Origin of the sequence: Arthrobacter globiformis, assembly GCF_030817195.1 — a bacterium.
In the GTDB taxonomy this organism is placed as follows: Bacteria; Actinomycetota; Actinomycetes; order Actinomycetales; family Micrococcaceae; genus Arthrobacter; species Arthrobacter globiformis_D.
Genome location: NZ_JAUSYZ010000001.1, coordinates 1,812,778 through 1,827,919, shown reverse-complemented (window position 1 = coordinate 1,827,919; position 15,142 = coordinate 1,812,778). Strand labels below are relative to the sequence as shown.

Annotated in this window: 8 protein-coding genes; all 8 read right to left on the bottom strand. The window is 67.9% G+C overall.

What is annotated here, in order from left to right:
• Positions 1–14: 14 nt before the first annotated feature.
• The 8 genes from QF036_RS08245 to QF036_RS08210 all read right to left on the bottom strand — a co-directional run bounded on the left by QF036_RS08245 (position 15) and on the right by QF036_RS08210 (position 14,922).
• A complete protein-coding gene (locus QF036_RS08245) occupies positions 15–2,456 on the bottom strand; it encodes a transglutaminase family protein (RefSeq protein WP_307100853.1) in 2,442 nt (813 codons plus the stop codon).
• The gene (locus QF036_RS08240; protein ID WP_307105843.1) at positions 2,453–3,733 is read right to left on the bottom strand and encodes a DUF58 domain-containing protein; all 1,281 of its coding nucleotides are present in this window, start codon (positions 3,731–3,733) and stop codon (positions 2,453–2,455) included. Before QF036_RS08240 ends, QF036_RS08245 begins: the two co-directional genes overlap by 4 nt.
• Positions 3,734–3,794: 61 nt before the next feature.
• Positions 3,795–4,766, bottom strand: coding sequence for an AAA family ATPase (locus tag QF036_RS08235; protein ID WP_307100850.1), 972 nt, complete (start codon positions 4,764–4,766; stop codon positions 3,795–3,797).
• A gap of 63 nt (positions 4,767–4,829) precedes the next feature.
• Positions 4,830–10,919: an Ig-like domain-containing protein gene (locus tag QF036_RS08230; protein ID WP_307100848.1), complete on the bottom strand. Its 6,090-nt coding sequence runs from the start codon at positions 10,917–10,919 to the stop codon at positions 4,830–4,832.
• A gap of 228 nt (positions 10,920–11,147) precedes the next feature.
• Positions 11,148–12,323 carry an adenylate/guanylate cyclase domain-containing protein gene (locus tag QF036_RS08225; RefSeq protein WP_307100846.1) on the bottom strand — a complete coding sequence of 392 codons (1,176 nt, stop codon included), beginning with the start codon at positions 12,321–12,323 and terminating at the stop codon, positions 11,148–11,150.
• Complete coding sequence (locus tag QF036_RS08220) at positions 12,313–12,912, bottom strand: PH domain-containing protein (protein ID WP_307100844.1); 600 nt, start codon at positions 12,910–12,912, stop codon at positions 12,313–12,315. The genes QF036_RS08225 and QF036_RS08220 overlap by 11 nt, the downstream gene beginning before the upstream one ends.
• Entirely contained in the window at positions 12,905–13,921 is a 1,017-nt protein-coding gene (locus tag QF036_RS08215; RefSeq protein WP_307100842.1) for a biotin--[acetyl-CoA-carboxylase] ligase, read from the bottom strand. Before QF036_RS08215 ends, QF036_RS08220 begins: the two co-directional genes overlap by 8 nt.
• A 131-nt stretch (positions 13,922–14,052) precedes the next feature.
• On the bottom strand, positions 14,053–14,922 hold the full coding sequence (locus tag QF036_RS08210) for an SDR family oxidoreductase (protein WP_307100840.1): 870 nt from the start codon (positions 14,920–14,922) through the stop codon (positions 14,053–14,055).
• Positions 14,923–15,142: the final 220 nt, after the last annotated feature.

The following is a 15,142-nucleotide window of genomic DNA, read 5'->3' as shown; positions in this document are numbered from 1 at the left end:
CGCCGAAGACCCGTTCACCGCCGGAACCCCCGCGCGGCCAGGGCCGAACGGGCCTCAGCCAGCAGCGACCGTGGCGAGAACCGCGCCTGCTGGCGCCGCCAGAAACCAACGGTTCCGGTCATCTCCCTGAGCGAGCCGTCCACGACGTCCCAGTACTCCCGCACCTCATCCTCGCTCGGCTGGCCCGCCCCGAAGATTGACGCGTCAGCCCGGTGCGCGAGCAGGGTTGTGGCGGTGCCGGTGGCGGGGAACGCCGCAGCGACTACCGCCGCCGTTTCCCGCCTGGTTGCACGGTTGTCCACGTTGGCACCCATGTCCGTTGCCAGGCTGAGGACCTCGTTCCAGCCGCCCCCGACGCGCTGGGCAGGATCGCCGCCGGTGAAGCGGGCCTTCCGGCGCCGGGACTTGAGCAGCGCGATGAGCAGCAGCGGCAGCGCGAGGATGCCTGCCGGAATCAGGGCGATGCCGATGGCCGTGAGGACGGGACCCCAAAGCAGCCAGGGGTTGTTCTTCTTCTCGTCGGCGTCGAGGGCGTCGGGAGAGGAGTCCGGCGGCAGGTCGGCCGGTTCCTGCGGCGGTGGCGGCGGCTGCAGGACCTGGGGCTTCGGCTTGGACTTGTTTTCCGGATCGGGCGGGATGGGAATGTTGTCCTTGGGCGGAGTGGGGTCGAAGGCCACCCAGCCCACCCGGTTGAAGGCCACCTCCACCCAGGCATGGACGTCCTTGCCCAGGATCCTGATTTCGCCGGCACCGTTCTCCGGGCTCTTCGGGTCGGGATAGAAGCCCATGACCACGCGCGAGGGAATGCCCAAATGGCGAAGCATCAGGGACATCGCCACGGCATACTGCTCGTCGTCGCCCAGCATCTGCTTGGCAGTCAGCAGGTCGCGGATGCGCGCCGCGCCGTGCCCCGAGACGCTCGGGAGCTGCCCGTCGGCGATGAGCCCGTTGCTGAAGGCACCCTTCTTCTGAAAGTGGGCCTCGATCTGCCGGACCTGGTCCACGGCCGTCGGGGCGTCCGCCGCGAGGTCATTGGCCTGGGCGCCCACCACCGGGGGCACGTCGGTGATGTCCGGCAGGCTCACCCTGGCGAAGTCGTATTGCGTCAGCTGCCCGTGCTCGAGCTTCACCGGGTCCGACACCTGGACGGTGTAGGAATCGCCCCGGGACAGGCCCTGGGTGGTTACCGCGGTGTCGGTTCCGGAGTTGAAGTACAGCCCCGAGGCGGCACCGGACGAGCCCGGGCCAAAGCTGAGCCCGGTGGTCTTCCGTCCGCCCGGGACGAAGTAGCCCTGGTAGTCATCAATGGTGATGTCCAGACTGTAGTCGTTCGTCGGCACCGCGTCCGTGGAACCGGCGAGCGTGTTGATCGATTTCGCATCGCCCACCTTGCTGAAGCTGCCGGAGCCGTTCGGATCCATGGTGTAGTTGGTGCCGTTGAAGGAATCGAGTGCCCCGAGCCGGACCCGCGCGTCCTTGGGCAGCCCCTTCACGGTGAACAGGGCGTCGTCCTTCTTGTCCTTGACGAAGTTGCGGAAGCTCGCCAGCGGCGTGACGTAGGCCTTGGGGTCAAAGGGCGGTACGACGACGTTGCGGAGGACGCGCCGCTCGTCACCGGCGGCGATCAGCGGCGATACCGCCGCGGTGATACCCACCGTCGCCGCCAGCACGGCGGCTCCGGCCGCCAAACGGCGCATGCGCGCCTTCCCGGCCGTGCCGGCGTCGTGCTGGGGACGGTTCACCGAGACCTTGTGGGTGTCGCGCCGGCGCAGGGCGTCGCGCCGGAAGGTGGCCCAGGCGATGCCCACCACTGTCAGCGCGATGCCCCGCTCCACGGTCAGGAACCCGGCGTTGGTGCTGAAGGCGATGCCCGTGACGAACAGGACCAGGACCGGCAGCAGCGGCCAGTAGGGGCTCCGGATCCGCCACGTGAGGACGCCGGCGGCAACTGCCGTGATGAGTGAGCTCAGGAAGGGGACGATCAGCACGCCGCCCGCGGTGCCCACGGGCACTCCGACGGTGAGCATGTCTTTCCAGGAGAAGACGACGCCGAGCAGCAGCGTCCGCAGGGATTCCAGGCTGGGAAGGAATCCAGCCACCGCGGCGTCGGGCACGGCGAGGGCCGTCCCCAGTACCAGGTAACCGCCGAAGGCCAGGGCCGTGGTGATCAGCAGGCCCAACCGGAAATGGGCGTTGCCGGCAGCGATGGCCAGGCCCAGGATGATCCCGCCAAAGCCGGCAACCAGGTAACGGGGGCCGCCGCCGAAGCTGAGGCTGAACCCGAGGACACCCAGCCCGAGCAGAATGGTGAGGGCACCGCCGTCGAGCACAAAATACCACCGCGGCCGGCCGTCCGCGAACGCGGACCCGGCAGCAGGCCGGGCCGAACGGCGGACGCTGCCTGAACGGCGGGCGCTGTCTGAACGGCGGGGGCGGAGACCTGTGGCCTCACTCATGCTGCAGCCTTTCGCAGGACGGAGGGAAGGTCGGAGAGGTCACCGACCGTGAGGACGGTCAGGTCGCCGATGTTGGCGCGGGCCGGCGCGGCGCCAAGGTCGACAAGCACGGCGAGGCTTCGGACCCCGGGCGGCACCGACGCGGCGGCCGAGCGCAGCTGGGTGGGCGTCACGTGACTGCCAACGACGAAGAAAACCACCGAAGCATTGGGCACCGTGTCGGCCAGTGTGCGGGCGAGGTCGACGGCGGTCTTCCGGAGCGGGGTGCCGACGATCCGGGTCATGTCGTCCAGCATGTTGCGGCCGGTCTCGCAGCGCAACGGACCGGCCTGCGTCAGGACGTCCAGCTCGCGCTGTTCGCGGATGGCCTGCCGGCCGATCGACGCGGCTGCCGATATGGCCAGCTCGAATTCCTGTTCCGACGCGTATTCGTCCGTGTTGATGGACAGCGAAATGGCCAGGTGTGCGCGGCGGGTTTCTTCAAACTGGCGGACCATGAGCTTGTTGGTCCGGGCGGTGGATTTCCAGTGGATGTGCCGCCGGTCGTCCCCCGGGACGTAGTCGCGCAGCGCGTGGAAGGAAACGTCCGCGCTGGACAGCTCCGTGGTGGGCATGCCCTCCAGGTCGCGGATGAACCCGGCCGCGGAACCGGCCAGCGCAACAGTTCGGGGGTGCACGTAGAGGTCCTCCGGTTCCGTCCAGAGCACCTGCCGGCGGAGCAGGTGCAGCGGATCGGCCCGGACTGAGCGCACCGGACCCACCACGATGACCGCCCTGCGCGCCGTGGGGATGGTGAAGAGATCCTCATGCACCTGCTGCGGCTTCATCCGCGGGAGGTGGAAGACGGCGGTGGCTGCCCCGACGGGCAGCTCGAGGTCGGCGGGCAGGAGCGGCCGGGCAGAGGTGTTGGACACGGCGATGCTTCCGACGGCGCTGTCCCCCACCGCCACCCTGGTCCGGGCGAGGTCGAGCACCACACCGTAGGAGGAGCGGCCCAGGATGAAGCCGACGGCGAGGACGAAAAGCACCAGCGCCGCAATGGCCGCCGCCTTGGCTTCCTGCCAGCCGTAGGCGCTTCCGGCCGCCCACAGGAGAACCGCGGCGGCCAGCACGGACCAGCCCAGGACGCTGACCACGGACAGGACGGGCCGGACGCGCCCGCCCCATACGCCGCCGGCTACCCGCCAGGCGGGGCCCACTGCCAGGCGCGCAGTGCCGGCGGCATCCGACCACACCCTGGACGGGCGGCTATGGAACAGCAGCCCGGGCAGCCGCATTTTGGTCAGCCGCACCCTGGGCAGCCGAACTTTGGGTACCCGCACCCTAAACCGCTGCACTTTAGACGGCGGCGCGCTGCTGCGGCGCTGCGACATCGGCCAGGACGCGTTCCAGAACGGCTTCGGCCGTTGCCCCGGAGAACTCGGCTTCGGGGTCCATCACGAAACGGTGCGTCCAGACGACGCCGGCGAGGTCCTTGATGTCGTCCGGCAGGACGAAATTGCGCCCCTGGCCCGCGGCCCAGACCTTGGCCGCCCGGACCATGGCGAGGGCGCCGCGCACCGACACACCCAGGCGGGTCTCGGGTGCGTTGCGGGTCTCCTCACAAAGCCGGGAGATGTACTCAAGCACGGCGGTGTCGACGTGCGTCGTGGCGGCGAGGTCCGCCATGTCGGCCACCGCCTGCGTGGTGATGACCGGCTGCAGGTCCCGGGACCGGTCCTTAAGGTTGGTTCCGCCCAGGAGCTGGACGGTGGAGGCGTGGTCCGGGTATCCGATGGAGGTCTTGATCAGGAAGCGGTCCAGCTGGGCCTCGGGCAGCCGGTAGGTGCCCGCCTGCTCGATCGGGTTCTGGGTGGCCAGCACCATGAAGGGGCGGCCGGCTTCGTAGGTGGTGCCGTCCACGGTGACGCGGGACTCCTCCATGACCTCCAGCAGCGCCGACTGCGTCTTGGGCGAGGCCCGGTTGATTTCGTCGGCAAGCACGATGTTGCTGAAGATCGGACCCTTGTGGAATTCGAACTTCTGGGTCTTCTGGTCGTAGATGGTGACGCCGGTGACGTCCGAGGGCAGCAGGTCCGGCGTGAACTGGATGCGGCTGTTGGACCCCTGGACGGTGGCCGCCAGGGCCCGGGCCAACGAGGTCTTTCCGGTGCCCGGGGCGTCTTCGAAGAGGACGTGGCCCTCGGCCAGCATCGCGGTGATGGTCAGACGGATGACGTGCGCCTTGCCCAGGACAGCCTGGCCCACGTTGGCGACGAGCTTCTCGAACGTCCCTGCAAACCAGGCGGCCTGCTCGCTAGTCATTGTCATGGTTGTTCCTCTTCTGTTTCATTCCAGGCATATTCGTTCTCAGCAGGCGGTGGCACTGCACGGTCAGCACTGGCCCACACCGGGGCCGCGGAGGTCCACGGTAATGCCCTTGACGTACCAGCCGGGGTGCGGCCCGCCGTTCATCAGGTACCAGCGGCTTCCGTTGTTGTAGATATCGGACCAGCAGGGGGTGGGGATCCAGCCGTCGGAATATGACACCCAGTTGGCGTCGCTGCCGCCGCAGCTGCGGGTGGCGGCGTCGTACCGGTCGGGGACACCGGGCTTGCCGGGGCAGCTGTTGTTGTCCGACCGCTTGACCCTGACCTCGGTGAGCGGGGGCGTTGGATCTGCTCCGCTGGTAGCACTGTCACTGCCGGCCTGTCCGTAGACCACAGTGAACGCCCTGACGCGCAGCGAGTGGGTGCTGTCCCAGCCTCCCGCAGGGCGGTCGTAGCGGTTGCTGAGTCCGACGCTGATCCAGTTGCCGCCATCGAAGCTCACCTCGAACCGCTTGATGGCGCGCCCGTTGCTCGCCGGGTTGTTCCAGGTCCAGTGCACATCACCGTCGCCCTTGGCAGACCTTTGGCCGGTGACATTCGGCGCGTTCGGCGGCGCGTACGGGTTGCCCGAGCCTATGGCCTTGCCGTCGCCGGACACCTTGTTCTTAGTGGAGGCAGCGATGATGTTCACCGTCACGTCCCGGCCGTTTGGCTGGCCGGTGATAGTCCCCCCGCCAGTGCTGATCGGGCCTGATCCGTAGGCCGTGGACCAGCGGTAACTGATCTCCGACGCCTGGGAACCGTTCCGTTGCGCCTCCGTGAGCGGCGTGAACGTAACGTCCAGCTGGCCGTCCTTCCCGTTCGCCCGAACAGTTCCGCCGTCCACCGTCCCCGGCTTGCCGGCGGCGCGGACCGGCGCCGACTGCGCGCTGGTCCCGGACGTACCGGCCTTGTTCGTGGCGGAAACCGTGAACGCGTAGTCAGCTTCGGAGTTGTCCACCGTGACGTTCAGCGACGTTCCGGACGCCACTTTCTGGCTCTTGACCACGGATCCGCCCCGCAGCGTGGTCAGCGTGTAGGCGGAGACGGCGTCGCCATTGTTGTTTGGGGCCGTCCAGCTGACGTTCAGTTGGGACTGTGAACCCACGGAACCGGCGCCGGCTGCGGTGGGGGCTGCAGGCGTCACAGGTACGCCGGCCGGCACTTCGGCCGCGGAGTAGGTGCTCCAGTCCGACGGGTCCTTGGCATCGTTCCGGGCGAGGACCCGCACTTTGTAGGCCACGCCGTTGGTGAGCCCCTTCCAGACGTAGCTGGTGGACGTCAGGTTCTGGATCTGCGGGTTCTGGCCGCTGGGTGCCGGCGAGATTTCCAGATCGTAGGACTTGACCGGCGAACCCTTGCTGGCCGGTGCCTTCCAGGCAATGGAGAGCTGCTTGTCGCCGAACTTCAGCGACGGAGCCAGCGGCATCTCCGGCTTGACGTCGGGCCGGACCTCAGCCGAAGCCGGTGAACGGTCGGACTCACCAAATTCGTTCGTCGCGGTCACCTGGAAGTGGTATTTCGTGTTGTTGACGAGGTTGTTCAGGGTGCACGAGTTGGCCGGGCAGTCCTGCTTGTAGCCGCCCTCGCCGTACACCGTGTACGTGGTGATCGGCGATCCCCGGTCAGCCGGCGTCGTCCAGTTCAGCAGCGCAGTCCGGTCACCGACGCTCTGCGCCTGGGGCGTGGTGGGTGCGAGCGGCTTGTCCTTGACCGTGAGCCGGATGCGGGCGGTCGCATACCGGGACGAGTCCTCGGTCTTGTCCCCCACGGTGTAGGACACAATCAGGGTGCCGGAGAACCCGGCGGAGGGCGTGACCGTCACCGAGTCGCCACTGATGGCGGCCGTGCCCTGGCCGGTTTCGGTGGCGACGCCGATGATTTTCAGAGGGGCGTCCGGGAAGGGGTTGGCATCGTTCGCCAGCACCTTGACTGTCACCGGCTTGCCCGCCGCGGCATTTTCCTCCACGTCGTCGTTGGCGACGGGCTTGGCCCGGTTGGTTGCCGTAACGGCGAGTCGGAACGTGGCGGTGGATTCAAGGCCGCGCGGGTCCTTCGCCGTCACCTGCACGGCGCCCCCGTCACCTGTCCTTGTGCCGTCCTTCGCCGAGACTTTGAGGGACGCGCCGTCGATGGCCACGTGGAAGCCCTGGGGAACCGCGCCGGCGATCTCGTATTTCATGTTCGCGGCGTCGTCGCCATCCGGGTCGGTGGTCAGTTTGGCCAGGTCGGCGGCGGCGGAGTCACCCAACGGAACATCCACCGAGCCGCCGAGCAGCACCGGCGGGTTGTTGCGGTTGGGGTCCGGCAGCACCTTGGTGCGGATGCTCAGCGTGGATTTGAGTCCGGCGGGGTCGTCCGGGCCCGAGCCGTCCGTCACCTCCAAGGTGATGGATCCAGGGCCCACGTAGTCCTTGTCCGCCGTGTATTTGACGGCGGTGCCGTTTCCGGCCACCGGGTTGCTGCCGTCCGCACCGATGAGCTTAATGCGGTCGGTCTGGGTCAGCCGGGGCGACCGGCCGTCCCGCACCTTGACCCATTCGGCGAGGTCTGCGGTCACGGACTGGCCCGCGACCACTTCGAGGACGTCGTCCTTGGCAAGGGTGGGAACCTGCTGGCCCAGGCCCGGCACCCAGATGATCGCCGTCGACTTCTGGCCGTCGACGTCCTCAACCGTGTAGGGCACCAGCTGTGGCTGCTCGGTCAGCCCGACGATCATGTTGCCGTCCGGCCCCGGGCGCGCAGTCTCGGCCGCGCTGCTGACCTTGAGGTTCTCGCCCACACCGTCAGGGTCCTCGTCGTTCTTGAGGACGGGGACGTCGACGGCGGTTTTGCCGAGGGTCTGCGCGGACGTCACCCGGTCATCCCGGGCTATCGGTGCCTGCAGCGGGACGTTGCTGTCCACCATCATCCTGATGGCTGCCTGCGCGGAGGCTCCGCGTTCGTCGGCCACGGTGTAGCGGACGTTGACGGTACCTTCGGCGGCCGGTGCCTGCAGCAGGATGCGGCCGCTTTGCTTGCTGACCGTGGCCTTGAGCGCGGCATCGGCTTCGATGCCGTCGGTGAGGATCCGGATCAGGTCGCCGTCCGGATCAGTGTCGTTGCCGGCAACGTCGACGGCGATCTGCCGCCCGGGCCGAACCTTGACCTGGTCGTCCACGGGGGTGGGCTTCTGGTTGGTGTCGCTGCGGGGCGCGATGCCCACGGTGACGGTGCCGGTGTTCACGGCTCCCTGCCGGTCCACGACCTTGTAGCGGAACGTATCGGTTCCGGCGCCGTTTCCGGCCGCGACGAAGTCGATGAAGTTGCTGCCCGCCGTCGCGGTGCCCATGCCAGGCGTGCTGTCGATGCCGGTCAGCTGGACGGAGTCCCCGTCGGGGTCAATGCCGTCCAGCGGCACCGGAATGCGCACCGTGCCGGCGGCCACCACCCGGGCCGTCAGGTTCTTGGGTTGCGGGCGGGAGTTTTCAGCGCCCTCCAGCGGCAGGATGTGGATGGTGACGGCGGCGGCGCTCTTCTGGCCCTGCGGGTCCACCGCGTTGTAGATGGCGCGCACGGTCCTGGGCTGGCTCCCTGCGATGAAGCGGAGGGTGTTCTCCGAGACGAAGCTCTTCCCGTCCTCCGCCGGGACGGCCTGCGGCAGGACCGGGTCAACAGTCAGCTTTTCGCCCTGCGGGTGGGTGTCATTGTCCAGGACCGGGATGGTCACGACGTCGTTGACGCGGACGTTGACCTCATCGGGCTTGGGCTGCGGGGCCTCCACCACAGCCGGGGCGGGAACAGGCACCACGGAGACACTTCCCGTGGCGGAAGATTTGCCGTTGGACATCGTGTAGCGGAACAGGAACGGGTCCTTGGTGCCCGCGATGTCGGTGATCCGCAGGACGCTGTGGTCGATCACACTCACCGACGCCGTGGCGTTCTCCGGCACCGCGACCGACTGCAGGACCAGGACGCCACCGGACGGGTCCGAGTCGTTCGCCAGCGGGTCCAGCAGCACGCTGCCGCCCACCGGCAGGAGTGCCACGTCATGAACGGCGACGGGATTTCCGGAGTCCTTGCCGGATTCCACATCCACCCGGATGAGGCCCTGGCTGCTTTGCGGCCCGTTGCTGGCCAGGTACGTCAGGTAGACCGGGCCCGGGGTCCGGCTGCGGAAGGTGAAGGTGCCGCCGTCGGTGACCGGACCCAGTTCTGCAGCTCCGCTGGCTTCCACCTGGGCGAGGCGCAGGGCGCCGCCGTTGGGATCGACGTCGTTCTTCAACGGCGCGATGACCAGGTCCTGGCCCACCACTGCCGTGACGTGGTCGGCGTTGACCACGGGAGCGAGTGCTCCCGGCGGCTGGACGTTGACCACCACCTTTCCCGTGGTGGTGGCGCGGCCGTCCCAGACGGTCACGGTGACGCTTTTCTTGCCGGCCGAGGCGCCGGAATCCTGGAAGGTGAGCAGACCGTCGCGGCGGACCTTGACCTGGTCCTGTTCGTTGTCGGCGGTGGCTGACATCAGGACGAGGTCGTCGCCGTCGGGATCGGCCCAGTCGGTGAGGATGTTCTGGCTGACGGTCTTGCCCTGCTCCACCAGGAGTGTGGTGGGGTCGCCGCGCTTGAAGGCCGGCGGCCGGTTCTCGTCCGGCCCGACGACGCTCAGGCTTACTTTGCCGCCGGCGGACAGGCCGCGACCATCCGCCGCCGTGTAGTCGAAGGTCTCGGTCCCCGGCGCGGCGTCGGCCGGCACCGTAATCTGGAAGGCGGAGCCGCCGTAGATGCTTTCAATGCTCCCGGCCTGCGGGCCTTCCGTACCGAGTGACGCGGTCAGCACGTCGCCGTCGGGGTCGGAGTCGTTGTCGAGAACGCTCAGGACAGTGGTCCGGCCCGGCCGGACGCCGACGGCGTCGGGTTTGGTTTCGGGGGGACGGTTCGGTTTGGTCCGGTCCGGCAGGACGTTGATGGTGTTGTCGTCGGCGGACTCCTCATCCGGGTCGTCAGCCTGGTTCTTGGGCGGGACAACGTCGTCCCAGTTGTTGACCAGCTGCATGTTCTGGTTGACCAGCCACACGTTTCCCGAGTTCACGTCGTTCAACACCACGACGTCCCGGTTGACGCGGAACACGTAGCTGGGCGATGCGCTGGCTTTGGGCACGGCCACATTCTTGTTGTCCGAGTCATTGGCGCAGTCCCGGACATACTTGTTCGCCCCGGACCATGCCGCGTGGACGCAGCCCCCCAGCTGCACCGGCGCTGCCGGCACCCCCTGGCCGCCGAACGTCACGGTCTTCGCGGCGGAGCCGTTCAGCGGCTGCTTGAGGAGCGCCTTGCTGGTGGCCACAGCCACGGACTCTGACGCCGGGCCTGACTGCTGGAGCTTCGCCTCCCGCGCGTCGGCCAGAGGCACTTCGCGCCCGCCGGGCAGGAACAGTTTTCCTGCGGCGGCGTCCAGGACCACAGGCTGGTCCCCCACGACGGCGAGCTGGAGGTCCCCGGCACCCTTCAGCCCGTCCCACGTGCTGTGCTCGGTGTCGGTGGCCGCCCCCGCGGCGTCCACCGTGGTCACAGTCACCTGCCCCGTCTTCGGATCCGCCGAATAGATCCGGTCATCCGGGCCGACGGCGGACACGAGGCCCTGGGAACCGGCCACGGCGGGCTCGCTGGACTCCTCGTCAAACGCGTTGACGGTTGACGGGGACAAGGCCCACATCTTGCCGGTGGAAGGGTCGGTGACCGAGATGACGTCGGCGCCGAAGCTCACCTGCGCCGAGCCGGGAAGCTTCCTGTCGCCGCCCAGCCTCATGTTGGCGGCGGACACCCGGTTCAGGGTAGAGCCGGATTCGTCGTCGACGAACACCTTGCCCGCATTCTGCAGGACATCGAACGTGGTGCTGGCCGGGGTCACGGCACCGTCAAGGACCCGCGAGGGGTAGTTGAGCCGGCCGACGGCGTTGCGGGCCTTGCTGACCACCCAGACACCGCCGTCGTTAAGGTCAACCTCGGTTGTCTTGAACCCCGGGTGGATGACAGCACCGGCCACCAGCGCTGCAGCTGCAGCGGTAAAGACGGTTCCGGTGACGATCCTGTTGCGGCGTTTCCTCAGCCCCAGCTTGCCGAACAAAGTTGACACAGCGTTATTATTCCCCTGAAATCACGGCCGCCTGAGCGCGGCTTACGAGCCCCTGATGTTCATCACGGGCCGGTGACATTCCGCCACTCCCCCATAGAGACGCCGGAACAATTCTGAGTCTCGACTATTACATGGGCGCTGGCGGCTTGTCCAAGAACAACCCTTTGGCCGTCCGTTACCCGGCCAGCCTACCTGCGCAGCCCGGCCCGGGCGATGGGGAGGACTGCCCTAGTCCAGGACCAGGCCCTTGCCACGTCCCCGTGCCAGGGTGACCGGCTGGATCTCCCCGAATCCCCGGACGTTCTCCACGTCCTGGGGAATGAGCACGAACCGCTCGTCCTGGTCCAGCGCGGCAGCGGTCATCGAGTCGACCAGCACGGTACCCGGATCGGCGAGCGTGGTGAGGCGGGCGGCAAGGTTGACGGTGGGCCCGTAAATGTCACCCAGACGGGAGAGGATTCGGCCCCAGACCATGGCAACCCGTGCCTCGGGCAGGATCTCGTCCCGGGTGAACGCCTCGGCGAGGGCAAGCGAGATTTCGGCGCCCGCTGCCGGCGTCTCGGCAATGTAGAGGACTTCGTCGCCCACGGTTTTCACCAGCCGGCCGCCGCCCACGGAGATGATTTCTGCGCACTTGTTCTCGAACCGCTGCACCAGTTTGGCGAGTGTCTTCTCGTTCATCCGGCGGGAAAGGCTCGTGTAGGACACCAGGTCGGCGAAGCCCACGGCACGCGCCAACGGAAGCGGAGCATCGTCCTCGTCACCCTCGCGGCCTTCCTCGCTGGCCTGCAGGCCGGCTTCCGCCCGGACGGCCAGCCGCTGCACGCCGGCGTTGAGCTGGCGCCGCCAGGAGTAGACGAGCATCTCCTCGAGGGGATCCACCAGGGCAGGCAGTTCATGGACCAGCCGCTTGCGGGCCTGGGCGTCCGTGAGTCCCTGCTCGTGGACCATGTCCTCAACCAGCGCCTCGATCTGCCACACCACCATGCGGTCCGTCATCTGTCCGATGGCACGGGTCACCGAGATGGCGGCCTCCTCGGTGAGCATTCCGGCCCGGACCATGCCCACGGCCGTGGACAGGGCGGCCTGGTCGCGTTCGGTGAAGGCGACGTCGTCGTCACCGAAGTTGGGGAAGCCCAGCGCACGCCACAGCTTGCGCGCCGAGAGCAGCGACAGTCCGACACCGCCCGCCACGTCGCGCCGGCGCAGCTTGCGTTCCCCGCCCAGAAGGCGTGCTTCGAGGGCCTTTGCCGCGATTCGTTCCGCGGACAGGGTGCCGGTGGCCGGATTTTCGACGACGGCGTCCGTCACCTCCCCGTGACCGGTGCCGTGCGCGCCGGCTCCGTCTTTGCCCGCCTCATGCGTGCCTGCCTCCTGGCCGCCGCGCTGATCCTCATCGTTCATCTCTTCCACCTTCTCTCACATCCCGCGGAAACCGGGCGCCGGGCTCATCCGGCGCCTGACCCAATCCAAATGGTTCGTCGTCCGGAAGCTCATCGAGGGCATCCAGCAAGAACCTGTGGAAGGTGGCAACTTCCGGCACGTCCTTCAGCACGGTGCCGAAATGGTGCCCGGCATCCAAGGATATATTCCCCGAACGCAACATCCGCTGGAGCATCGACTGGCTGATTGTGACATTACGCACTGAGGCCAGGAAAACCTGCCGGTCCCGGCGGCGGAGCATCCCGTAGCGCGCCAGCACCCGCTGGCTGGTCAGGTAATACCGTGTGGCCTGCCACCGCAGCAGCCGGGGCAGGCAGTATCCCAGCAGGATCCACAGGCCGGCAAGCACGCAGGCAGCCACCGCCCAAAACGTCCATTCCCCGGTGACGGCAGGGGCCATCGCGGACAGGCCGCCGCGGATAATCCAGGCGCTCGCAAATGCCGCAAGGGCGGGCACCACAATGAAAACCGCCGCCGGGAGGAACAGCACCCTGGGCTGCGGGCGGGTCACCACGATGACCTGCTCGCCCGGAAGGAGTTCCTTACGCATAACCGCTTTCGCCGGCCCCCTGCTTGTCGGCGCCATGCTTCCCGGAGCTGTGCCTGTCGGCGCCGTGCTTGGCAGACGTCTCCGGAGACCACGGCCGCAGGTGGACCACGTCCCCCGCAGTCACCACGTGCTCATGGGCAGAGGCGTCCACCACCAGCAGGGAGCCCGAGTCATCAAGCCGGGATGCGTGGCCGATGATTTCGTGGTCGCCCGGCAGCTGGGCGCGGACCTGCTGGCCCAGGGTGACCATCGCCGTTTCGACGCGCTTGTGCAGCGACGGGCCGCCGGCCAGGCCTGCCGTGGCGTCGCCGTCAGCATTGCAGAAGCTGCGGTACAGCATGCAAAAACGGGACAGGTAGCTCTTCAGCAGCACGGTACGGTCCACCGTTCCGGCACCTTGAAGCTGGACGGACGTGGCGGTGGGCACCGGCAACTCGTCCTCGGTGAGTGTGACGTTCAGGCCCGTGCCAAGGATGACGGGCGGCACGGAGCCGTCGCCCAGGGGCCCGAGCTGGGCGAGGATGCCGGCAATTTTCCCGCCGCGCACCAGAACATCATTCGGCCACTTCAGCTCAGCGGGAATTCCCGCTGTCTCATCGAGGGCGTCGCGCAGCGCGACAGCGGCCAGGAGTGACAGCCATGAGTAGGTCTGGGTGGGCAGGGGGCGGCCGTCAGCATTAACGGGCCGCAGCACCAGCGAGACCAGCACAGAGCTGCGGGCGGGCGCTTCCCAGGCGCGGTCCAGGCGGCCGCGGGCGGCAGTCTGATGCTCGGCCGTCAGGACTGCCAGGTCTGGCCAGGCCTTGGGATCCACGGTCACTGCCCGCAGCAGGTCGGCGTTGGTGGACCCGGTTGTCTCCACGACCGTCAGCTGGGCGATGCCGGTGGCGGCGAGGAAATTGGCGTCAGACAGGGCTTCCCGGTCCAGGGCCGGCCGCTCGGGCAGGCCCTTCGCACCGGTGAGGTTCTCCTGCGGTCCACGGCTATCGTCAGGGCGTGCGGCATCCATAGTTGAATCCTAGCGACTCGCCGGGCTGCGCGGCCGGGAAAGCCCCCGGTCAGAGGCCGGCTCACAGGAAGATGCCAGCTAACCGGAAGAAACCGGCCCGCAGATAGATGCCGGCCCACAGACGGTGCCGCTCACAGGAAGATGTCCTGGACGAGGTCCTCCTCGGCAGCTCCCAGGCTGTAGGGCCGGAAATCCGTCACCCCGGCGGCGGCCAGGACCTGCTCGTCCGTGTAGAAGTTGCCCGTGTCGAAGTCCCCCGTGAGCACGGCATGGGCCGCGTCGGCCATGATCTCGGGGCTGCGGGCAGCCCGGACGATGGACTCACCGCCGGCCATGCTCCGGATGGCGGCCGTATCAATGAGCGTCCTCGGCCACAGCGAATTGACGCAGATGCGGTCGTTCCTGAGCTCCTCCGCCAGGCCCAGCGTGGTCAGGCTCATGCCGTACTTGGCCATGGTGTACGCCAGGTGCCGGCCCGCCCACTTCGGGTCGAGGTTCAGGGGCGGCGAGAGCGTGAGGATGTGGCCGCCGGATGATTTGCGCAGGGCGGGCAGCGCCAGCTTGGAGAGCAGGAAGGTGCCGCGGACGTTGATGTCCTGCATGAGGTCGTAGCGCTTCATGTCCACCGCGTCCGTCGGTGAGAGGTCGATCGCGGAGGCGTTGTTGATGACGACGTCGATTCCGCCAAAGCGGCCGACGGCGGCGTCCACGGCGCGCGCGACGTCGTCGTCGTTCCTGACATCCCCTACCAGAGGCAGGGCACTGCCGCCGGCAGCCTCCAGCTCTTCGGCGGCGCTATAGACGGTACCCTCGAGCTTTGCATGCGGCTCGCCGGTTTTGGCCAGCAGCACCACATGGGCGCCGTCGCGCGCTGCCCGCCGGGCGATCGCCAGGCCTATGCCGCGGCTGCCCCCGGACATCAGGATGGTCCGGCCCCGAAGGCTGCCGGGGGTCTGGTAAGGCGTAGCCGGAACAGGGTAAGCGTCGCTGCTCGAAGTCATAGGGACACTCTAGCCGCAATTTGTTACCCGCGAGTAACATCGGCGGTTCCGTCGGCGCCACGAACGAAAATTGTAGGAACCCTACAGCGGTCCCGGGAATTAGCGTCACTAGACTAGCCATCAGGGCTTTGGATTTGTACGGATGCTACTTAAACCGGCAACCAGGGCCCGCGTCACGCTGCCGCAGCAGAACAGCCACAGCACAACAGCTACAGAGCCG

Excerpts from the sequence above, each read along its gene's own strand:
- QF036_RS08220 (WP_307100844.1), bottom strand. The coding sequence starts at position 12,912 with ATGCGTAAGGAACTCCTTCCGGGCGAGCAGGTCATCGTGGTGACCCGC.
- QF036_RS08235 (WP_307100850.1), bottom strand. The coding sequence starts at position 4,766 with ATGACAATGACTAGCGAGCAGGCCGCCTGGTTTGCAGGGACGTTCGAG.
- QF036_RS08225 (WP_307100846.1), bottom strand. The coding sequence starts at position 12,323 with ATGAACGATGAGGATCAGCGCGGCGGCCAGGAGGCAGGCACGCATGAG.
- QF036_RS08215 (WP_307100842.1), bottom strand. The coding sequence starts at position 13,921 with ATGGATGCCGCACGCCCTGACGATAGCCGTGGACCGCAGGAGAACCTC.
- QF036_RS08240 (WP_307105843.1), bottom strand. The coding sequence starts at position 3,733 with ATGCGGCTGCCCGGGCTGCTGTTCCATAGCCGCCCGTCCAGGGTGTGG.
- QF036_RS08245 (WP_307100853.1), bottom strand. The coding sequence starts at position 2,456 with ATGAGTGAGGCCACAGGTCTCCGCCCCCGCCGTTCAGACAGCGCCCGC.
- QF036_RS08210 (WP_307100840.1), bottom strand. The coding sequence starts at position 14,922 with ATGACTTCGAGCAGCGACGCTTACCCTGTTCCGGCTACGCCTTACCAG.